The sequence below is a fragment of the Cellulomonas sp. HZM genome (assembly GCF_000708885.1).
In the GTDB taxonomy this organism is placed as follows: domain Bacteria; phylum Actinomycetota; class Actinomycetes; order Actinomycetales; family Cellulomonadaceae; genus Cellulomonas.
Genome location: NZ_JEOE01000004.1, coordinates 122,251 through 140,542, shown reverse-complemented (window position 1 = coordinate 140,542; position 18,292 = coordinate 122,251). Strand labels below are relative to the sequence as shown.

Genomic DNA, 18,292 nt, shown 5'->3' with positions numbered 1-18,292 from the left:
GAGATGATCGGCGTGACGAGCGTTGCGGAGTTCAAGGTCGCCCTGATGGAGTCGCTCGAGGCCGGCGTCGACGAGCTCGTCGCGACGGACGCTCCAGCTCTCCACGAGGACCCTGCGGTGCTGGCGCGTCGGATGCTCGCCGCGGTTCCGCGGGCACATCTCTACGACCAGCTCGTCGGCCCGTTCTTCGACCTCGAGGGAGTGCGGCGCCTCCTGGGTGGTACGTCGCGTCAGGCTGTCCACGACCGCGTCAAGCGCGGCACGCTCCTGCAGGTGCGCACCAGCGACGACGTGCTGCTCTACCCGGCTTTCCAGTTCGACGGCACCGATGTCTCGCCCCGGATCCGGCAGGTGCTCATCCACCTTCGTGACGCCGGCGTCGACGGCTGGACGATCGCGACCTGGTTCAGCGTGCCCGCGGCCGACCTCGATGGTGACAGCCCCCGCACGCGCCTCGTCGATGCTGGTGCCCCGATCGAGCCCGTCGAGCAGCTTGCGATCGCGGCCGCGCGCCGATGGGCGGCCGCGTGAGCGAGGCCTCACGCGCGAGACCCGCGCAGGGCCCGGCGGACAGGGACCTGAGCGGCTTTCCACGCAAGAACCTGCCCGCCGGCAGGCGCTGGTACCGACAGCACGGCCCTGCCGGGCCGTGGTTCTTCGACTCGAGCACTCAGGGTCGGTTCAACCTCGACTCCCCACGGGGAACCCTGTACCTCGCGAGCACGCCCGAGGGCGCCGCACGGGAGCGGATCGGCTTCGACCTCGCCGCGACTGGTTGGGTCCCGGCCGGGCTCGTGCGTGATCGAGTGATGTCGGTTCTCGACCTGTCGGTCACGTGCACCGTGGCGTACCTGACCGCAGGGAGCGCTCTCGAGTGGGGCGTGGTCTCCAACGAGCTCGCGACGACGGACGACTACGCGCTCACCCGGTCGTGGGCGTGCGCGTTCGACGCCGCGGGATTCGACGGCCTGTGGGGACGGCTGCGTTTCTCCGCAGGACGCGGACGAGCCCTCGCACTCTTCGGTGACGAGGGCACGCGGCCCTGGCCGGTGGATCCTCACCCCCGGACGCTGCGCGATGTCGTCGAGCTCGACATGCTGATGCACGTCGTCGATGCGCCGTCGTCCACGTCGCTGACCATCCTGTCCGACTGACGTCGGCGGCGCGGTTGTCCGCCTACCCCGCGCCCAGCTGCCCGCGACGGCGTGCGAGGTATGCCGTCTCCGCACTGTTGCCCGCCAGGTCGATCGCGCGCGAGTACGCCCCGCGCGCCTCGCGGCTGCGCCCGAGCCGGCGCAGCAGCTCCGCACGCGTGGCGTGGAACGCGTGGTAGCCGTCGAGCGGGAGGCGGTCGACGAGCGCGAGCGCGACCTCCGGCCCGTCGACCTCGGCGACCGCGACCGCGCGGTTGAGCGCCACGATCGGCGTCGGGTCGGTGCGCACGAGCCGGTCGTACAGCGCGACGACCTGCGACCAGTCGGTGTCGCGCGCCTCGCGGGCGTCGGTGTGCACGGCGTTGATCGCCGCGAGGAGCTGGTAGCGCCCCGGCGGCGGCCCGCCCGCGGCGACGGCGGCCAACGTCGAGCGGGCCAGCGCGTGCCCCTCGTCGACCAGCGCGCGGTCCCACGCCGAGCGGTCCTGCTCCTCGAGCGTGACGAGCTCGCCGCTGGTCGACACCCGCGCCGCCGCACGCGCCTCGGTGAGCAGCATCAGCGCGAGCAGCCCGGTGGTCTCGCCGTGGTCGGGCAGCAGCTCGCGCACCAGGCGTGCCAGCCGGATCGCCTCGGCCGTGAGGTCACCGCGCAGCGGGTCCGTACCGGGGCCGGTCGCGAGGTAGCCCTCGTTGAACACCAGGAACAGCACCGCGAGGACGCCGTCCACGCGCGCCGGGAGGTCCTCGCGCGCGGGGACCCGGTACGGGATGTGCGCGGCCCTGATCTTGGCCTTCGCACGCGTGATCCGCTGGCCCATCGCGGGCTCCTGCACCAGGAACGCGCGCGCGATCTCGGGGACCGTGAGCCCGCCGACCATGCGCAGCGTGAGCGCGACCCGCGCGTCCGAGGAGAGCGCCGGGTGGCAGCACGTGAACAGCAGCCGCAGCCGGTCGTCCTCGATCGCGCCGCGCGGCGTGGGCGGGTCGTCGTCGAACAACAGCCGCGCCTCCTCGTGCTTGTCGTCGCGGCGGGCCTCGCGGCGGATGCGGTCGATCGCCTTGCGGGAGGCGGTAGTGGTGAGCCACGCGCCCGGGCTGGCGGGCACGCCGTCCTTCGGCCAGCGCTCGACGGCCGTCGCGAACGCCTCGGCCGTCGCGTCCTCCGCAGTGCCGAGGTCCCCGAACCTCCGCGTGAGGGTCGCGACGACCCGGGCCCACTCGTCGCGGTGGGCCCGGGAGATCGCGTCGTCGACCCGAGAGCCGACCCGAGAGCCGACCCGGGAGCCAGGCGCCGTCACGAGTCCAGCAGCGCCTGGAACGACTCCGCGGTCTCGAACGGCCGCACTTCGACCTTGCCGCGGCACGCCTTCGAGCCCTCGGCCGCGAGCCTCAGCGCGACGTCGAGGTCGGGAACCTCGACGATCCAGAAGCCGCCCAGGTGCTCCTTGGCCTCGAGGTAGGGGCCGTCGGTGAGCACGGGCTGCTCGCCATGGCCGTCGACGACGGTCGCGGTCGACACCTCGGCGAGCCCGTCGGCGAACACGAAGTACCCGTCGGCGACGAGCTGGTCGTTGAACGCGCCCGTGTCGGCGAACGACTCGAGCATCGCCTCCTTCGTCGGGTACGCGCCGTAGGGCGTGCGCTCGGCGGGTCCGTACACGGAGAGCAGGTACTTCGGCATGATGTGCTCCTTCGTCGTGGGCCGGCCCGGTGGCCGCCTCTCATCCTGACGACGAACGGCCGCGCCGGGATCCGACACCTTTGTGCCAGAGATCTTCTGCGGCGTCGACCGCACCCGTACCGTGTCGAGGCGACGCCGCCCGACGGACCGGAGGACCGCGATGACGCCCGAGACCACCATCACCCCCGTGAACGTCGCGGACCTGCTCGTCGGCGAGGACGAGGTGCTGCCCGTGCACGTGCACGTCATCGACCACCCCGAGGGGCGCGTGCTCGTCGACACCGGGCTCACGAGCCTGCACCCCGCCGTCGCGGACATGGACCCGCGCCTCGTCCCGGGAGCGCTCGACGCGATCGCGCGCGACGGGGTCCTCGCGGTGGTCTGCACGCACCTGCACTTCGACCACTGCGGCGGCAACCACCTGTTCGCGGGCATCCCGGTGTACGTCCAGCGCCAGGAGCTCGAGGACGCGCGCACGCTCGAGGACTACACGATCCCCGAGTGGGTCGACGCGCCCGGGGTCGAGTACGTGCCGGTCGACGGGGAGCGCGAGCTGCTGCCCGGTGTCCGGCTGCTGCCCGCACCGGGTCACACGCGCGGCTCGCAGGTGGTCGTCGTCGACACCCCCGCGGGCCGGGAGGTGGTCGTCGGCGACACCGCCGTGTGGGGCGGCCAGCTCGACGAGCCGGAGACCGAGGGCCAGCGGCTCGTGCGGTCGCTCGAGCCGTCGCGCGCGTGGATGTCCCACGCCGACGACCCGTGGGAGCCCGGCCGCTCTGCCTGACCTCCGGCCGGGCTGCGGCCACGGCGGCCCGCGGTTAGCGTCGGCCCGGGAGGTGGCGCCATGGCAGCAGAGGTGAAGGTCGCGCTCGTGACGGGCGTGGGGTCGGGCATCGGGCGGGCGACCGCGCTGCGGCTCGCGGCCGACGGCCTGCACGTCGTCGCGCTCGGGCACCGCCAGGGCAGTGCCGACGACGCGGCCGACGAGATCCGCGCCGCGGGGGGCTCGGCGCTGCCGCTCGCGGCCGACGTCGGCGACGCGGACGCGATGCGCGAGGTCGTGCAGCGCATCGACGACGAGCTCGGCCGCCTCGACGTCGTCGTCGCGAACGCGGGCATCAACGGCGTGTGGGCGCCGCTGGAGCAGATCGACCCCGAGGAGTGGCGGACGACGATCGCCACCAACCTCACCGGCACGTTCCTGACCGTGCGCTTCGCGGTGCCGCTGCTCGTGCGTCGGGGCGGCGCGATCGTCGTCGTCTCGTCGATCAACGGCACGCGCACGTTCTCCAACTCCGGCGCGTCCGCCTACGCGACGAGCAAGGCCGGGCAGCTGGCGTTCGCGCGCATGGTCGCCGTCGAGCTCGCACCCCGGCGGATCAGGGTCAACGTCGTGTGCCCGGGCGCGATCGACACCGAGATCAGCGACAACACCGAGGCCCGCGACACCGAGGGCCTCGGTGTGCGGGCCCAGTACCCGGACGGCCCGATCCCGCTCACGGGGAGCGAGCCGGGCACGCCCGAGCAGGTGGCCGACGCGATCGCGTTCCTCGCGTCCGATTCCGCGAGCCACGTGACCGGTGCCGAGCTGTTCGTCGACGGGGGCCAGTCGCTCGTGGTGTGAGTCGCTCGCCGGACTCAGTTCTCGCCGGACTCAGTGCTCGTCGACCGACCGCGAGCTGCTGAGCGACAGCGCGCCCGCCCCGGCGACGATCCCGACCAGCACGGCCAGCGTCACGTAGACGATCCGCTCGCCGTGGAAGAAGGACTGCACGAGGTCGGCGCCCCACGTCCCGTCGGGCAGGACGGTGGTGACGAGCACCGCGATGAGCGTGCCGACGATCGCGGTGCCGACGCTCGTGCCGACCTCCTGCGCGGTGTCGTTGAGCGCCGCGCCCAGCGAGGTGCGGTTCTCGGGCATCGCGTCGACGAGCGCGACGGCGCAGATCGTCATGACGGTGCGCAGGCCGAACGTGAACGTGACCATGAAGAACGCGATCGCCAGGTAGCCGTGCTCGACGCCCCACGCCATGCCGACGAGCGAGCCGGCGAGGAACACCGCGCCGACGAGGCACGCGATCCGGTGGCCGAAGCGCTTGGCCAGGCCCTCGGAGAGCGGCGTCGCGGCGATCATCGTGACGATGAGCGGCAGGTTGGCGAGGCCGGCGCGCACCGGGCTCCAGCCGTACGCGTACTGGAAGTGCAGGATCAGGCCGAACATCACGCCGGCCATGGCGATCGAGGTGCCGACCTGGGCGATGCTCGCGCCGCGGACGATGCCGCTGCGGAAGATCGTGAGGTCGAGCATCGGCTGCTCGGTGCGGCGCTCGTGGACCACGAAGGCAACCAGCGCGAGCACGGCACCGAGGGCCGAGGCGAAGGTCCACACCGAGGTCCAGCCGTGCTCGACGCCGCTCGTCGCGGTGTAGCAGGCGAGGCCGATCGTGGCGATACTGAGCGCCGAGCCGGGCAGGTCGAGGCGGTCCTTGGTCAGGCCGGCGGGGTCGTCGGCCGCGACGCCCTTGCGCACGCCGATCCACGCGATCAGGGCGATGGGCGCGTTCACCAGCAGCAGCCACTGCCAGCTGACGTGGGCGAGCGCGGTGCCGCCGAGCAGCGGGCCGAGGATGAACCCGCTCATGCCGACGACGATCATCACGGTCATCGCGCGCATCCGGAGCTCGGCCGCGTCGAACAGGCGGAAGACGAGCGAGTTGGTGATGGGCGCCATCATCGCGGCGGCGACGCCGAGCGCGGCGCGCAGGGCGATGAGCTCGCCCGCGGTGCTGACGAACGCGACGAAGATGCTGATCGTGCCGAACGCGGCGAGACCGACGAGCAGCACGCGCCGCCGTCCGATGCGGTCCGCGGCGGAACCCGCCGTGAGCAGCAGACCGCCGAACGTGAGCGAGTACGCGCCGGTGACCCACTGGAGCGCGGTGGTGCCGGCGCCGAGGTCGCGGCCGATCGTCGGCAGGGCGATGGTGAGCAGGGTGTTGTCCACCATCTCGACGAAGAACGCGAGGCAGAGGGCGAACATGGGGATCCACGCGGCGCGCAGCGACGTATAGGTCCGCTGCGAGGCTGGAGCGGTGAGGGTGGTCATGGCGTGGTCCTTTGGCTGGAACGTTGTTCGGTGATCGAACGCTGTTCTATACGCTAGAACGATGTTCGATAGGGTGCAACCCATGCGCAGGGACGAGATCGTGACTGGTGCGTCACAGGGCGGCGCTGCCGCTCGTCGTGGCGGTGGACGCGGGACCACGGGACGGCGGCGCGCGTCGCACTCGCTCGAGGCCGTGATCTCGGAGGCCGTCGCGATCCTCGACGAGTCCGGCGAGCCGGGCCTCACGTTCCGGGCCCTCGCGGCACGGCTCGGCACCGGCGTCGGAAGCATCTACTGGTACGTGTCCAGCAAGGACGAGCTCCTGGAACGGGCCGCGGACAGCGTGCTCGCCGGGGTGCTGGCCCAGACCGCGCACGTCGGGACGGACCCGGACCCGATCGCCGACGTCCGGGCGATCGCGATCGCGTTCTACGAGGCCACGGTCAACCGCCCCTGGCTCGGCGCCTACTTCCTGCAGGACTCGGGGACCCAGATCAACGGCCTCACGCTGTACGACCGGATGGGCCGCCAGGTCATGCGGCTCGACCTCACCCGCCGGCAGCAGTTCGACGCCGTCTCGGCCGTCATGGCGTTCGTCGTCGGCGTCGCTGCCGACCGCGGCCAGGACCCGCCGCAGGAGGTGCGCGACGGCCGCGTCAGTGCCGACGAGTTCGTCGCCGACTTCCGCGCCCAGATCCGCGAGCTGGGCGAGCAGGACTTCCCGTTCCTGTTCAACATCGCCGACGAGTTCGCGGCGCACGACGACGCCGAGCAGTTCCGCGCGGGCCTCGACCTGCTCCTGGCGGGCATCCGCCAGCAGGCGGCGGGCTAGGCGACCGCGGCTCGCAGGTCCGTGTGGCGGAAGTCGTCGCCGACGAACAGCAGAGGCTCGTCCCGGACGGCCGCGAGCGCGTACGCGAAGCAGTCCCCCAGGTTCAGACGGGCGGGGTGCCCGCTCCCGCGGCCGAACTCCCGGTACGCCTCGGCGGCGACCCGCGCGTGCTCCGGCGTCAGCGCGACGACCTCGATGCCGAGGCGTTCGAGCAGGGTCTCGACCCTCCGGTGCTGCTGGGGTGCGCCCTTCTGCCACACCACCGCGGACAGCTCGACGAAGGTCGCGGCCGACATGCGAGGGGCCGGGTCGGCGAGCACCGCGCGGGCCAACGCGTCCCACCCGGGCTCGCCCAGCAGGATCGCGACGACCGCCGACGTGTCGACGATCATCGCGGGAGGCCGAGATCGTCGTAGAGGTCGGCCTCGGCACGGAGCATCCGTGCGCGGTCGTCGGGCGCGAGGTCGACCCGGAACTCGACCAGGAGCTCCTCGACCTCGGACCACCGTGCGTCCGCGCGTCCCGTACGCCCGCCGGCCTCCACCTCGGCGAGGCGGCGGGCGACCGCGTCCTCGACGGCCGCCGTCTGCGACTGCCCGGTGAGCGCCGCGAGCCGACGCACCAAGGAGTGCGTCCGCTCGTTCTTGATGTTGAGCGACATGCGCGGATTCTACCCGGGTAGACATGAGGTCTACCGGAGGTGCCATCCGCCGGCGGGCTGGTGCTAGGGGCCGTCGGCGGGCCGCTCGAAGAGCACCTGGACCGACGGCGCGACCCGTTCGACGAGCTCGTCGAACGTCAGGGCGCACAGCGTCGGGATGCGGGTGATGTGCCGCCCGCAGGCGATCCCGAGGAGCTGGCCGATCGCGAGCGCGAACGTATCGTCCGCGCGTGCGGCCGCCGGCGTCGTGCTCCTGAGGTGGGCCTGCACCGCGGCGATGAGCGGTCGGACGCGCGCCATGGCGGCCTCGTTCGTCAGGGCCGAGCGCGCGAGGATCACCATCTGGCTGCGGGTGTCGTCGCTCTCCCACAGGCTCAGGTAGGCGCGGGTGAGCCGTTCGCCGACGTCCGACACGTCTCCGTCGAGCGAGGACAGGACGAGATGCTCGCCGCCGTCGGGGAACTGGAGCGTCTCGAGGAGCAGCTCCTCCTTCGTGCCGAAGTAGTGGTGCACGAGCGCAGGGTCGACCGACGCAGCGGCGGCGATGCCGCGGATCGTCGAGCCGTCGAAGCCCTGCGCGGCGAAGGTCGCGCGGGCGGCCTCGACGATCTCCTGCCTGGTCGGCTGCCCTCCGGGGCGCCTTCCCGACCTGGTGCTCATCGGCGGAGGGTACCGCCGGAGCGGGCCGGGATCGCTATTCAACATCCGTTGACTTCCTGGCGGGCGGGCTCCTAGCGTGACGCGGGTGAGGGCGATGATCGTCAAGGAGTTCCGCGAGCTGGTCCGCGACCGCCGCACCGTCGGGCTGCTCGTCGCGCTCCCGCTGATCCTGCTGGTGGTGTTCGGGTACGCCGCCAACTTCTACGTCGACCACGCCGAGGCGGCCGTCGTCGGGCCGGACGCCGCGAAGGTCGCCGGGCAGCTCCCGGACTTCTTCGACGTGACCACCACCGACGCGTCGGCCACGGAGCAGGACGCGCGCGACATGCTGCGCGACGACGAGGTCGACGTGGTCTTCGTGACCAGCGAGGCGGGCGTGAAGGCGCTGGTCGACGGCTCGAACCTGTTCGCCGCGCAGTCCATCGTCGCCGGGCTGAACTCGATGGGCGACAAGGTCACCACCGAGGTCCTCTACAACCCGGACCTGACGACGTCCTGGGTGATGATCCCCGCGATCATCGGACTCATCCTCACGTTCATCGGCACGATCGTGACCAGCATCGGCCTGGTCCGCGAACGCGAGAGCGGCACCATCGAGCAGCTCGCGGTGATGCCCATCAAGCCGAGCACGGTGATCCTCGGGAAGATCACGCCCTACTTCATCCTCGCGGCGATCGACATGGTCATCGTCACGGTGCTCGGGATGCTGCTGTTCGACGTCCCGTTCAACGGCAACGTGCTCACGTTCGCGCTCGGCGCGGCGATCTTCCTGTTCGTCGTGCTCGGCATCGGGGTGTTCATCTCGACGATCTCGCAGACCGCCGGGCAGGCGATCCAGACGGCCTTCTTCATCCTGATGCCGCAGATCCTGCTCTCGGGCATGATCTTCCCGCTCGAGGCCATGGCCGCCGGAGTGCGCTGGATCGGCTACCTGCTGCCGCTGACCTACTTCACGATGATCTCCCAGGGCGTGATGCTCCGGGGTGCGCCGATCGCCTCGCTGTGGCTGCCGTTCGTCGTGCTCACCGTCATGGCCGTCGTCGTGTTCACCGCGGCGACCCTGCGCTTCCGGCGTGACCTGGCGCCGGAGCGCAAGCCGTCGAAGCGTGCCGGCGGTGCCGCGTGACGTACGGGGTGGCGTCCCTGAGCGTGTCGTTCGGCGCGACGCAGGCGCTGCACGACGTCACGGTCGAGGTCTCCGCCGGGACGGTGGTCGCGGTCGTCGGCGGCGACGGCGCGGGAAAGACGACCCTGCTGCGGGCCCTGGTGCGGGAGGTGGTTCCCGACGAGGGCACGGTGACCGCACCGCAGAAGTCGCAGCTAGGGTTCCTGCCCGCCTCGTCGGGGAGCTGGGCCGCGCTCACGGTCGCGCAGAACATCGACTTCGTCGGAGGCGTGTACGGGCTCACGGGCGAGCGCCTGGCCACGCGCCGGACGGAGCTCACGGACGCGGCCGGCCTCACGTTCGCCTCGGACCGGCTCGCGTCGCAGCTCTCGGGCGGCATGCGGCGCAAGCTCGGGTTCTGCATGGCGATCGTGCACACCCCGGACCTCGTCGTGCTCGACGAGCCGAGCACCGGCGTCGACCCCGTCAGCCGCATCGACCTGTGGCGGCTGGTCTCGGAGACCGCGGCGGCCGGCGCGGCCGTGATCATGTCGACCACCTACCTCGACGAGGCCGAGCGCGCGGGGCACCTGGTGGTACTCGACGGCGGGGAGGTGTTGGTGCAGGGCTCGTACGACGAGGTCCGCGCCGGCTTCCCGGGGACGGTGACACGGGCGCCCGAGGCCGTCCGCCCGCAGTGGTCGTGGCGTCGCGGCCGCGAGCGGCACGAGTACTGGCCGGACGGGGACGCACCCGCGGGACGCGAGGTCGTCGCCCCCGACCTGGAGGACATCGTGATCGCGTCGTCCCTGGTCCGACGAGCGACGGCGGTGGCGCGATGAGCGTCGCGCTGCGCGCGGTCGACGTGACGCGCCGCTTCGGGCACTTCACCGCGGTCGACTCGGTGACGATGGAGGTGCAACCGGGCGAGGTCGTCGGCCTGCTCGGGGCGAACGGAGCCGGGAAGACGACGCTCATGCGGATGCTCCTGGGCCTCCTGCCGACGAGTGCCGGTGACGTCGAGATGCTCGGCGGCCCGCCCAACAGGGACCGCCGTCGGCGTGTCGGGTACGTGCCGCAGAACCTCGGCCTCTACCGCGACATGACCCTGGCCGAGAACCTGGCGTTCGTCTGCGACACGTACGGGACCCCGGTGCCCGCGCTGCCTGACGGGCTCGAGCCCTACGCGCGCACCCTGGTGGCCGAGATGCCGCTCGGCGCCCAGCGGCAGGCCGCGTTCGTCGCCGCTCTCTCTCACGGCCCGGAGCTCGTCCTGCTCGACGAGCCCACGTCCGGGGTGGACGCGCTCGCGCGCGCCGCGCTGTGGGACACGATCCGCGGTCAGTCCGACGAGGGCGTCGGCGTGCTCGTCACCACGCACTACATGCAGGAGGCGCAGCAGTGCGACCGCCTGCTGCTCATGTCCCGCGGCCGGCTCGTCGCGCAGGGGAGCGAGGCCGACATCATCGGCGACACCCGTGCGCTCGCGGTCCGGACCGACGACTGGGCCGCGACGTTCGCCGCCCTCAACGCCGCCGACGCGCCGGTGATCCTCGACGGTCGCTCGGTCCGGGTCGCCGATCTCGCGCAGTCCGACGTGGAGGGCATCCTGCGCGGGGCCGGTCTGCACGCGACGGTCGAGGCGGTCCCGGCGACGATCGAGGAGCGGATGCTCGTGCTGGCCCGCGCGGACGCGCGCGCGGACTGACGTCCGGTCGTCACGCCAGGGACAGGAAGAGCTTCTCCAGCTTCTGCACGTCCAGCGCCGTGGCCTCGTCGTCAGCCGCACCCTCCGGCCGGACCAGGCACTGGCGCATCCCGGTGGCGATGATCGCGAACCCCGCGCGGTCCAGCGCGCGCGAGACCGCGGACAGCTGCGTGACCAGCTCCTCGCAGTCGCGCCCCTCGTCGAGCATGCGGATCACGCCCGCGAGCTGGCCCTGCGCACGCTTGAGCCGGTTGGCGATCTTGGCGACCTCGTCGCGGTCGAGCTCCATCAGAGCTCTCCTCTCAGCGGCAGGTGCAGCGCTCGTCGGTGGGGACGTCGGCCATCACGTCGTCGACGTGCATGCCGCAGCCCTCCCAGCCGATCTTGCGACAGGTGGCGCAGCGGACGGGGTAGCACATGGTGGCCTCCTTTGGGCTTCGCGGTCAGGCCGCGAGGTGAGGGTGGACGGCGGTCAGCGTGAGCCAGCCGCCGGACAGGTTCCGGGCGTCCAGGCCCGCGGCGAGCAGCACGCGGGTGGCCAGGTAGGAGCGCACGCCGCTCGCGCAGTGCACGCTCACCGGGCGGCCGGAGGCGGCGTCGCGGACCTCGTCGAGACGTCCGCGCAGCTCGGTGTGCGGGATGTTGAGTGCACCCTTGAGGTGGCCGGCCGCGAACTCGGCCGCGCTGCGGACGTCGAGCACGAGGGTGTCGGTCAGGACGTCGTCGAGCTCGTCGGCCTGCCACTGTGGCATGGTGCCGTCGAGCACGTTCTGCGCGACGAACCCCAGCATGTTGACTGGGTCCTTCGCCGAGCCGAACGGCGGCGCGTAGGCGAGCTCGAGCTCGGCCAGGTCGTCGGCCGTCATGCCGGCGCGCAGGGCGGTGGCGAGCACGTCGATGCGCTTGTCGACGCCGTCGGGGCCGACGCCCTGCGCGCCGAGCAGTCGCCCGTCTGGGGCGAAGCTCGCGACGAGGTGCACCTGCTCCGCACCCGGGAAGTATCCCGCGTGGTGCCCGCCGTGCAGGCGGACGACGACGTGCTCGGTGCCCGCTCGGCGCAGCGTCTCCTGGCTCGCGCCGGTGACGGCGGCGGTGAGGCCGAAGACGCGCACGATCGCGGTGCCCAGCACGGTCGCCTGCGGCGTGGTGCGGCGGCCCAGCATGGAGTCGGCGGCGCGCCGGCCCTGGCGGTTGGCCGGGCCCGCGAGCGGGACCGGGCCGACGTCGCCCGTGACGGCGTGACGCACCTCGACGGCGTCGCCGACCGCCCAGACGTGCGGGTCGGACGTACGCTGGTCCGCGTCGACGACGATCGCACCGCGCGCGCCGAGCTCGAAGCCGGCGTCGCGAGCGAGGTTGCTCGCGGGGCGGACGCCGATGTTCATCACGACGTCGTCGGCGGGCAGCGCCGTGCCGTCGGACAGGTGCACGACGACGCCGTCGTCGTGACCCGAGATCGACACGACCGCGACACCCAGGTGCAGCCGCGCGCCGTTCGCTCGCAGCTCGTCGGCCAGCCGGACCGCCAGCTCCGCGTCGAGCGGGGGCAGCACCTGCTCCGCGAGCTCGACGAGGTCCACCTGCAGTCCGCGCGCGACGAGTGCCTCGGCCGCCTCGAGCCCGATGAACCCGCCGCCGACGACGACCGCGCGGCGCTGCTCGTCGACCTGCTCTTCGTGCCCCTCGAGGCGTGCGAGCAGCGCGTCGAGGTCCGGGATGGTGCGCAGGCTGTGCACGGCCGGGTGGTCGATGCCGTCGATCTGCGGGCGCACCGCGACCGCACCGGGCGCGAGGAGCAGCGCGTCGTAGGGGAGCGCGTACTCGTCGTCGGCCGTCGCGACCGTCACCGTGCGCGCCGCGCGGTCCACCGCGGTGACGCGGTGACCCGTGCGGACGTCGAGGTCCAGCGCCGCGCGCAGGGTCGCGGGGGTGTGCAGGAGGAGGGCGTCGCGGCTCTCGATCTCTCCGGACAGGTGGTACGGCAGGCCGCAGTTGGCGAACGACACGTAGTCGGACTTCTCGAGTACGACGATCGACGCGTGCTCGTCGATCCGCCGTGCCCGGGCCGCCGCGCTCATGCCGCCCGCGACGCCGCCGACGACGACGATCCGACGGGGCGCGGTGTGGTGCGAGGTGGTGTCCATGGCATCACGATACCCCGGGGGGTATCTGACGACGAATGCGGCGGCGTTAGCGAGAGCCGGGCATCTCCCCCGCGACCCGTAACGACCTGTGGCGGCTCGTGTCGCAGACCGCCGCGGTGGGCGCGACGCGAGGCCCTTTGTGCAGCGCCACGACCCCTCCGCGGTCAATGTGATGGGCGTCACTCCATCTCGACCGTTTCCGCGCAGCAAATCGACACAAAGCAGACGCCGAGCTTGGTTCACTGTTCACAGTCGCGCACGCTGCGCGGCTGTGAGCAGGGGGTGCGTGGAATGTTGTCTGTCGTGAAAATGCTGCCGAAGGTCGCTGTCGTGTCAGGTGTCGCAATGGCCGCCAGCATGCTCATCGGGGCGGCCATGCCTGTCGCGCCAGATCCCCGCCCGCCGGCCGCGGATCAGGTCGAGGCGCTCGCGAAGCTCGTAGACGTCGAGCCGTCGTCCGACCTGGATGGCCCGGTGCTTGCGGCAGGAGAAGTGGACGGCGCCGACGCCGGGGTGCCCGTGATCGCCACAGCGTGGCCTGACCAGAAGACGCTCGATTCGCAACGACCCGGCGACGAGGTCGAGCTCGTCACGATCGCCGCAACCCTGACTGACTCGGATGGTAGCTTCAAGCTCGTCGCCGACCCCGGAGCCGTCGCCGAACTGACCGGCGGAAACGAGCGTACGGTCAACTTCGACGTCACCGCTGCGAACGCTGGCGACGACGTCGCGGTCGTTTCGACCTCAGCCGTGCTGTCTCCGGAGATCGTCGCCGACAAGTCGATCGACGATGCGCTGGCGGGCGACGTCACGATCGAGGCCGACGAGCCGCTCACCGTCGATGACGTCGCCAGTGCGCGCGTTCGCAGCGGCAGTGCGACGGCTTCGGGTCATGTGGAGTTCTCCACGACCGACGTGAAGTCGACGGATGGCCCTGCGAAGGTGGCGATGAGTGCTGCCACCGTGACGGCTGGGTACAAGTGCGGCACCGTACTTCTCGAGCGGCTGGACAAGCGCCCGACAATCATCGGATCCACCTATTCAACTTCGTCGGCGGTGACGTCGCAATTCATCTATGAGTCGGGCGCCGAGTCGTCGTTCGGGGTCGGGGCGAGCAAGAGCGGCGCCTTTGGTTCTTGGGAAGCCAGCGGCACCAACAAGATCACGAACGGGGACATCGACGAGTTCGACCAGCACAAGGGGCAGCACGGAATCATCTACAAGAAATTCCAGAATTACGGCAAGTACCGGAACGTGCTCTGCGACGGCGACACCGGGCAGTTCGTGTCGTACTCGGTCAGGCCTATCGGCTCGCCCTACGGATCCTATGAGGCGGGATCGCCTGTACCCGCGACGTCCTCCAAGAACTGCGTCCAGTACAAGTCCAAGCACACTTTCAGTACAGGGAAGGCTCAGAACTGGACCACGGGCGTCACGCTCGAACCGCTCATTGGCTTCAACGCGTCGGCGCAGTCGGGCTACACGACGAAGGCCGAGATCGTCATGAGCCGCGCGGCCGGCACCTACTTCACCGTATGCGGGACGGGAAACGTCCCGCAGCAGAGCAACTCCGGACGACTGGTCGCGAAGTAGTGAACAGGGTCCCGTGGCCTCGAAAGGCGCTCGCGGGCGTGCTCCTCGCCGGCATCGTCGTCGGATCCGCAGCGTGCAGCGGATCCGACGAGCTGCCGTCCGGTTCGCTCAGCATCGGCTCGGGCGCCGAGGAGTGGAACTGCCCGGATCCCGGGGTGCGCACCACGCAGGCCCTGGGCGCGATGTGGGTGACCAATACGGGCACGGCGCCGATCAAGATCCGCAAGGTCGAGCTGGTCGCGCCCCATGACGTGCAGGTCGACCCGGCGTTCCTCGTTCCTGAGGGTGGGCTGTGGTACACCGTCAGCGGCGACGTCCCGCCGCCGGCACGGGGTGACAAGTCGGCAGCGGACGCCTGGTCGCGCAGGGTCACGCCGGACGAGGCGGTCATCCGCCCCGGACAGCTTTGGGAGATCGTCGTGCCGATGCGCACGCTGAGCGACGACGCGAGCTTCGAGGCGACACGCATCGAGTACGACGAGGACGGCACGCGCAGGGTCGGCCGGGACGCGACCGCCATGGCCATCGACGGCAAGGGCCCGGGATGTGGTGACGGCGGTCAGGTGAACGGCAGGTAGCTCGTGGACCGTGCCGCGCGCGTTGGGGCCGCCCGTCTCGACGAGCACCCGATCGCGGCGATCGACCACACCGGTTGACGAGCGCGTCAGCATCGGCAAACATGGAATTGGAAGCGCTTCCAAAACCTGGACCCGCTCCGTGCACCGCGACTCGACGACGCCTCGCGGTGCGACCCGGGTGATCCCCTCGACCGGTCGTCGACGTCGGCGCCGGCTCTCCTCGGCCTGCCTGCAGGCCCTTCGCACCATCCGTACCGATGGAGGTACACACATGCGATCAACGACGACGCATCACCACCGCCACGCGCACCTGCGCCGCTGGGGACTGGCCGCCGCGCTCGTGGCTGGCATCGCCGCCGGCCCCGTGCTCGCACCGCCCGCCGAGGCCGCGATCGGCGGCAGCTTCACCGACAACCTCGACGGCTTCGACACCGCCCGCTGGTACAAGCCTGACGGGTACAGCAACGGCGGGATGTTCAACGCCGGCTGGCGCGCGGACCACGTGTGGCACAGCGGCGGTGTCATGGGCATCAACCTCGACACCACGAGCTGCCCCGGCGGCTGCTCCGGCAAGCCGTACGCGTCCGGCGAGTACCGGTCGACCGACCTCTACTCCTACGGCCGCTACGAGGTCCGGATGAAGGCCGCGTCCGGCGGCTCCGGCACGGTGAGCTCGTTCTTCACGTACACCGGCCCGAGCGACGGCCAGCCCTGGGACGAGATCGACGTCGAGATCCTCGGCAAGAACACCCGTCAGGTGCAGCTCAACTACTTCACCAACGGTGTGGGCGGCCACGAGACCCTGATCGACCTGGGCTTCGACGCCGCTGCCGGGTATCACAACTACGCGATCGAGTGGTGGAACGGGGGCACCATCAACTGGTTCGTGGACGGCAACCTCGTCCACCAGGAGAACGGCTCGCGCGGGGCACTGCCCACGCATCCGCAGCGGATCATGATGAACCTGTGGCCCGGAACCGGCGTGGACGGCTGGCTCGGGCCTTTCAGCTACTCCGGCCAGCGCACGGCGACGTACGACTGGGTGAAGTACACGAAGTACTGAGGCATCTCCGTCGGCCGGGCGGTCCGGGCCCCTGCCATGGACCGTCCGGCCGGGCAAGACCACGATGCGCCGGTCGCTCAGACGGGCAGCACCCCACGGTCGCGTGCCACCGCCACCGCCCGGGTGCGCGAGGTGACACCGAGCTTGTCGTACAGGTGCGCCAGGTGCGTCTTCACGGTCGCGCGAGAGACGAACAGCTCGCGCGCGATCTCGTCGTTCGACCGACCGGCCGCCACCAGCCGCAGCACGTCGAGCTCGCGCGAGGTCAGCGCGAGCTGCGGGGTGCGGACCCGCCCGAGCAGCCGTTCCTGGACGGCGGGGCCGAGCGTCACCTGCCCGGCCGCTGCGGCCCTGACCGCGCGCACGAGCTCGTCGGTCGGTGCGTCCTTGAGGAGGTAGCCGGTCGCGCCCGCCTCTACGGCCGCCAGGATGTCCGCGTCCGAGCCGTACGTCGTCACGACGAGCACCGCGGGTCCGCCGCGTTCGGCGAGCAGCCGTGTGGCCTGGGCGCCGCTCATGCGGCCGGGCCCGAAGCGCAGGTCGAGGAGGACCACGTCGGCCCGATGGGCTCCTGTCCACGCGAGCATGTCCTCGGCCGTGGACGCCTCGGCGACCACACGGATGTCCTCGTGGCTCTCGAGGACCGACCGCAGGCCGGCGCGGACCACGGGGTGGTCGTCGGCCAGCGCGACGTCGATCACGTGCCCTCCTCGTCGTCGGGCCGTGGCACGGGCAGCGCTACCGCGACGGCCGTCCCCAGTCCGGTCGCGGTCTCGAGGGACAGGGTGCCGCCCAGCTCGCGCACGCGCGACCGTATCGCCGCGAGCCCGAAGCCGCCGCCGGACGCAGGTCCGGCCGGGTCGAAGCCGCGACCGTCGTCGACGACGTCCAGCAGCACGCGGTCGTCGAGGTAGGTCAGCGTGACGTCCGCACGACGGGCGTCGGCGTGCTGACGCACGTTGGCCAGCGCCGACTGCGCGATGCGCAGGAGCGTGGTCTCGACTGGCGCCGCGAGCGGCCGCGCCGTGCCCTCGACGCGCGCGACGACATGCAGCCCCTGCCCGTCTACGCGGTCGGCGACGCGCCGCAGGGCGTCCGGTAGGGCGGCAACGGCCAGGTCCGCCGGTGCGAGGGCGCGCACGAAGCGCCGCGCTTCCGCGAGGTTGTCGAGAGCAGTAGCACGCGCTCGGTCGACGAGGGCGCCCGCGCGCTCGTCGTCGCTGCCGAGCGCCGCCCGGGCGGAGCGCAGCAGGAGCTCGACCGCCGAGAACCCCTGCGCGAGCGTGTCGTGCACCTCGCGGGCCAGCCGCTCGCGTTCGGCGGCGACGGCTCGGTCACGCTCGGCCTCGGCCAGGTGCTCGCGCGCCGCGGTGAGCTCGTCGAGCGCACGTTGGCGCGCCTGCGACTCGCGGACGAGCGCCTCGAGGGCGAGCACCACACCGACCGCGACGGCGGCGCCGACCACTGGCCCCAGGACGTAGCCGAGTGCGGGGTCGCCGGGCGCTCGCCACGACGATCCGCTCACCACGGCGCCCGCGGTGGTGAGCGCCACCGCGACGATGCCGAGCCGAGGTCCGAGGACGTGCATCTGGAGCAGGACGAGCGGGAACGCGAGCCACAGGCCGGCCGGGGACGTGACGAGCAGGACGCACCAGAGCGCCAGGTCGACAAGCATCCAGGCGATCGCCTCGGGGCGCTTCCCGCGGGGGACGTCGACGGACACGTCGTGGACCCGCACGCGGCGTCGGCCCCAGACGTGCACGGCGACCAGCGCACCTCCGGCTGCCGCCGCCGCCCACCGCGACCCGTTCGGTGCGCGCAGGACGGCGACGAGCACGAGCGCGACGAGCAGGGCATCCAGCCCTCGCAGCAGGGCGCGCGTCGCGTCGACCAGTCGTCCCACGCCCGCCACGCTAGCCGCCGCCGAACGCCGCGCATCGGCCGAAAGGACGAGTCCGGCCTCGTCCGTCCGTCGGCGAAGGCAGGGCCGACCTCACGAGCCGCGAGG

Annotated in this window: 21 protein-coding genes; 11 read left to right on the top strand and 10 right to left on the bottom strand. The window is 71.8% G+C overall.

Annotated features, from left to right (window positions below; genetic code table 11):
• Nucleotides 1-12: 12 nt before the first annotated feature.
• Both AW16_RS0104325 and AW16_RS0104320 read left to right on the top strand, forming a co-directional pair.
• Complete coding sequence (locus AW16_RS0104325; RefSeq protein ID WP_156044043.1) at nt 13-531, top strand: hypothetical protein; 519 nt, start codon at nt 13-15, stop codon at nt 529-531.
• Nucleotides 528-1,154: an RES family NAD+ phosphorylase gene (locus tag AW16_RS0104320; RefSeq protein ID WP_197021555.1), complete on the top strand. Its 627-nt coding sequence runs from the start codon at nt 528-530 to the stop codon at nt 1,152-1,154. Before AW16_RS0104325 ends, AW16_RS0104320 begins: the two co-directional genes overlap by 4 nt.
• A gap of 22 nt (nt 1,155-1,176) precedes the next feature.
• Here the strand turns inward: AW16_RS0104320 and AW16_RS0104315 are convergent, their stop codons facing one another.
• Complete coding sequence (locus tag AW16_RS0104315; protein ID WP_051681653.1) at nt 1,177-2,451, bottom strand: RNA polymerase sigma factor; 1,275 nt, start codon at nt 2,449-2,451, stop codon at nt 1,177-1,179.
• Nucleotides 2,448-2,834 (bottom strand): YciI family protein, encoded by a 387-nt coding sequence (locus AW16_RS0104310; RefSeq protein ID WP_029288454.1) that lies wholly within the window; start codon nt 2,832-2,834, stop codon nt 2,448-2,450. Before AW16_RS0104310 ends, AW16_RS0104315 begins: the two co-directional genes overlap by 4 nt.
• Nucleotides 2,835-2,994: 160 nt before the next feature.
• On the opposite strand from AW16_RS0104310, the gene AW16_RS0104305 reads away from it, so the two are divergent.
• Nucleotides 2,995-3,618 carry an MBL fold metallo-hydrolase gene (locus tag AW16_RS0104305; protein WP_029288364.1) on the top strand — a complete coding sequence of 208 codons (624 nt, stop codon included), beginning with the start codon at nt 2,995-2,997 and terminating at the stop codon, nt 3,616-3,618.
• A 60-nt stretch (nt 3,619-3,678) separates the two neighbouring features.
• Complete coding sequence (locus AW16_RS0104300) at nt 3,679-4,458, top strand: SDR family NAD(P)-dependent oxidoreductase (protein WP_029288366.1); 780 nt, start codon at nt 3,679-3,681, stop codon at nt 4,456-4,458.
• 30 nt (nt 4,459-4,488) lie between these two features.
• Here the strand turns inward: AW16_RS0104300 and AW16_RS0104295 are convergent, their stop codons facing one another.
• Complete coding sequence (locus AW16_RS0104295) at nt 4,489-5,940, bottom strand: tetracycline resistance MFS efflux pump (protein ID WP_029288367.1); 1,452 nt, start codon at nt 5,938-5,940, stop codon at nt 4,489-4,491.
• A gap of 82 nt (nt 5,941-6,022) precedes the next feature.
• Here AW16_RS0104295 and AW16_RS0104290 point away from each other — a divergent pair, with 82 nt between their 5' ends.
• The gene (locus AW16_RS0104290; RefSeq protein ID WP_081861446.1) at nt 6,023-6,772 is read left to right on the top strand and encodes a TetR/AcrR family transcriptional regulator; all 750 of its coding nucleotides are present in this window, start codon (nt 6,023-6,025) and stop codon (nt 6,770-6,772) included.
• On the opposite strand, the gene AW16_RS0104285 is transcribed toward AW16_RS0104290, so the two are convergent.
• The 3 genes from AW16_RS0104285 to AW16_RS0104275 all read right to left on the bottom strand — a co-directional run bounded on the left by AW16_RS0104285 (nt 6,769) and on the right by AW16_RS0104275 (nt 8,093).
• Nucleotides 6,769-7,164 (bottom strand): type II toxin-antitoxin system VapC family toxin, encoded by a 396-nt coding sequence (locus AW16_RS0104285; RefSeq protein WP_029288371.1) that lies wholly within the window; start codon nt 7,162-7,164, stop codon nt 6,769-6,771. The genes AW16_RS0104290 and AW16_RS0104285 overlap by 4 nt on opposite strands.
• On the bottom strand, nt 7,161-7,433 hold the full coding sequence (locus tag AW16_RS0104280; RefSeq protein ID WP_029288373.1) for a type II toxin-antitoxin system VapB family antitoxin: 273 nt from the start codon (nt 7,431-7,433) through the stop codon (nt 7,161-7,163). Before AW16_RS0104280 ends, AW16_RS0104285 begins: the two co-directional genes overlap by 4 nt.
• Nucleotides 7,434-7,496: 63 nt before the next feature.
• Nucleotides 7,497-8,093: a TetR/AcrR family transcriptional regulator gene (locus tag AW16_RS0104275; protein ID WP_029288374.1), complete on the bottom strand. Its 597-nt coding sequence runs from the start codon at nt 8,091-8,093 to the stop codon at nt 7,497-7,499.
• A gap of 94 nt (nt 8,094-8,187) precedes the next feature.
• On the opposite strand from AW16_RS0104275, the gene AW16_RS0104270 reads away from it, so the two are divergent.
• Genes AW16_RS0104270 through AW16_RS0104260 form a run of 3 tightly spaced genes read left to right on the top strand, consistent with a single transcriptional unit; the run spans nt 8,188 to nt 10,906 of the window.
• The gene (locus AW16_RS0104270; protein ID WP_231495943.1) at nt 8,188-9,219 is read left to right on the top strand and encodes an ABC transporter permease; all 1,032 of its coding nucleotides are present in this window, start codon (nt 8,188-8,190) and stop codon (nt 9,217-9,219) included.
• Nucleotides 9,216-10,040: an ABC transporter ATP-binding protein gene (locus tag AW16_RS0104265; RefSeq protein WP_029288378.1), complete on the top strand. Its 825-nt coding sequence runs from the start codon at nt 9,216-9,218 to the stop codon at nt 10,038-10,040. Before AW16_RS0104270 ends, AW16_RS0104265 begins: the two co-directional genes overlap by 4 nt.
• Entirely contained in the window at nt 10,037-10,906 is an 870-nt protein-coding gene (locus AW16_RS0104260) for an ABC transporter ATP-binding protein (protein ID WP_029288380.1), read from the top strand. The genes AW16_RS0104265 and AW16_RS0104260 overlap by 4 nt, the downstream gene beginning before the upstream one ends.
• A gap of 10 nt (nt 10,907-10,916) precedes the next feature.
• Here AW16_RS0104260 and AW16_RS0104255 read toward each other — a convergent pair whose 3' ends face one another.
• Complete coding sequence (locus AW16_RS0104255) at nt 10,917-11,195, bottom strand: metal-sensitive transcriptional regulator (protein ID WP_029288382.1); 279 nt, start codon at nt 11,193-11,195, stop codon at nt 10,917-10,919.
• Nucleotides 11,196-11,349: 154 nt separating this feature from the next.
• Entirely contained in the window at nt 11,350-13,050 is a 1,701-nt protein-coding gene (locus AW16_RS0104245; RefSeq protein ID WP_029288384.1) for an FAD-dependent oxidoreductase, read from the bottom strand.
• Between the two features lie 345 nt (nt 13,051-13,395).
• Between AW16_RS0104245 and AW16_RS0104240 the strand changes: the two genes are divergently transcribed.
• The 3 genes from AW16_RS0104240 to AW16_RS0104230 all read left to right on the top strand — a co-directional run bounded on the left by AW16_RS0104240 (nt 13,396) and on the right by AW16_RS0104230 (nt 16,284).
• Nucleotides 13,396-14,643 (top strand): hypothetical protein, encoded by a 1,248-nt coding sequence (locus AW16_RS0104240; protein ID WP_029288386.1) that lies wholly within the window; start codon nt 13,396-13,398, stop codon nt 14,641-14,643.
• 38 nt (nt 14,644-14,681) lie between these two features.
• Nucleotides 14,682-15,221 (top strand): hypothetical protein, encoded by a 540-nt coding sequence (locus AW16_RS0104235; RefSeq protein WP_156044044.1) that lies wholly within the window; start codon nt 14,682-14,684, stop codon nt 15,219-15,221.
• 271 nt (nt 15,222-15,492) lie between these two features.
• Nucleotides 15,493-16,284 carry a glycoside hydrolase family 16 protein gene (locus tag AW16_RS0104230; protein ID WP_029288390.1) on the top strand — a complete coding sequence of 264 codons (792 nt, stop codon included), beginning with the start codon at nt 15,493-15,495 and terminating at the stop codon, nt 16,282-16,284.
• 77 nt (nt 16,285-16,361) lie between these two features.
• Here AW16_RS0104230 and AW16_RS0104225 read toward each other — a convergent pair whose 3' ends face one another.
• Both AW16_RS0104225 and AW16_RS0104220 read right to left on the bottom strand, forming a co-directional pair.
• Nucleotides 16,362-16,985: a response regulator transcription factor gene (locus AW16_RS0104225; RefSeq protein ID WP_029288391.1), complete on the bottom strand. Its 624-nt coding sequence runs from the start codon at nt 16,983-16,985 to the stop codon at nt 16,362-16,364.
• Nucleotides 16,982-18,187, bottom strand: a complete 1,206-nt coding sequence (locus AW16_RS0104220; RefSeq protein ID WP_029288393.1) for a sensor histidine kinase — start codon at nt 18,185-18,187, stop codon at nt 16,982-16,984. Before AW16_RS0104220 ends, AW16_RS0104225 begins: the two co-directional genes overlap by 4 nt.
• Nucleotides 18,188-18,292: the final 105 nt, after the last annotated feature.

Excerpts from the sequence above, each read along its gene's own strand:
- AW16_RS0104310 (WP_029288454.1), bottom strand. The coding sequence starts at position 2,834 with ATGCCGAAGTACCTGCTCTCCGTGTACGGACCCGCCGAGCGCACGCCC.
- AW16_RS0104305 (WP_029288364.1), top strand. The coding sequence starts at position 2,995 with ATGACGCCCGAGACCACCATCACCCCCGTGAACGTCGCGGACCTGCTC.
- AW16_RS0104300 (WP_029288366.1), top strand. The coding sequence starts at position 3,679 with ATGGCAGCAGAGGTGAAGGTCGCGCTCGTGACGGGCGTGGGGTCGGGC.
- AW16_RS0104295 (WP_029288367.1), bottom strand. The coding sequence starts at position 5,940 with ATGACCACCCTCACCGCTCCAGCCTCGCAGCGGACCTATACGTCGCTG.
- AW16_RS0104290 (WP_081861446.1), top strand. The coding sequence starts at position 6,023 with ATGCGCAGGGACGAGATCGTGACTGGTGCGTCACAGGGCGGCGCTGCC.
- AW16_RS0104285 (WP_029288371.1), bottom strand. The coding sequence starts at position 7,164 with ATGATCGTCGACACGTCGGCGGTCGTCGCGATCCTGCTGGGCGAGCCC.
- AW16_RS0104280 (WP_029288373.1), bottom strand. The coding sequence starts at position 7,433 with ATGTCGCTCAACATCAAGAACGAGCGGACGCACTCCTTGGTGCGTCGG.
- AW16_RS0104275 (WP_029288374.1), bottom strand. The coding sequence starts at position 8,093 with ATGAGCACCAGGTCGGGAAGGCGCCCCGGAGGGCAGCCGACCAGGCAG.
- AW16_RS0104270 (WP_231495943.1), top strand. The coding sequence starts at position 8,188 with ATGATCGTCAAGGAGTTCCGCGAGCTGGTCCGCGACCGCCGCACCGTC.
- AW16_RS0104260 (WP_029288380.1), top strand. The coding sequence starts at position 10,037 with ATGAGCGTCGCGCTGCGCGCGGTCGACGTGACGCGCCGCTTCGGGCAC.
- AW16_RS0104255 (WP_029288382.1), bottom strand. The coding sequence starts at position 11,195 with ATGGAGCTCGACCGCGACGAGGTCGCCAAGATCGCCAACCGGCTCAAG.
- AW16_RS0104245 (WP_029288384.1), bottom strand. The coding sequence starts at position 13,050 with ATGGACACCACCTCGCACCACACCGCGCCCCGTCGGATCGTCGTCGTC.
- AW16_RS0104240 (WP_029288386.1), top strand. The coding sequence starts at position 13,396 with ATGGCCGCCAGCATGCTCATCGGGGCGGCCATGCCTGTCGCGCCAGAT.
- AW16_RS0104230 (WP_029288390.1), top strand. The coding sequence starts at position 15,493 with ATGCGATCAACGACGACGCATCACCACCGCCACGCGCACCTGCGCCGC.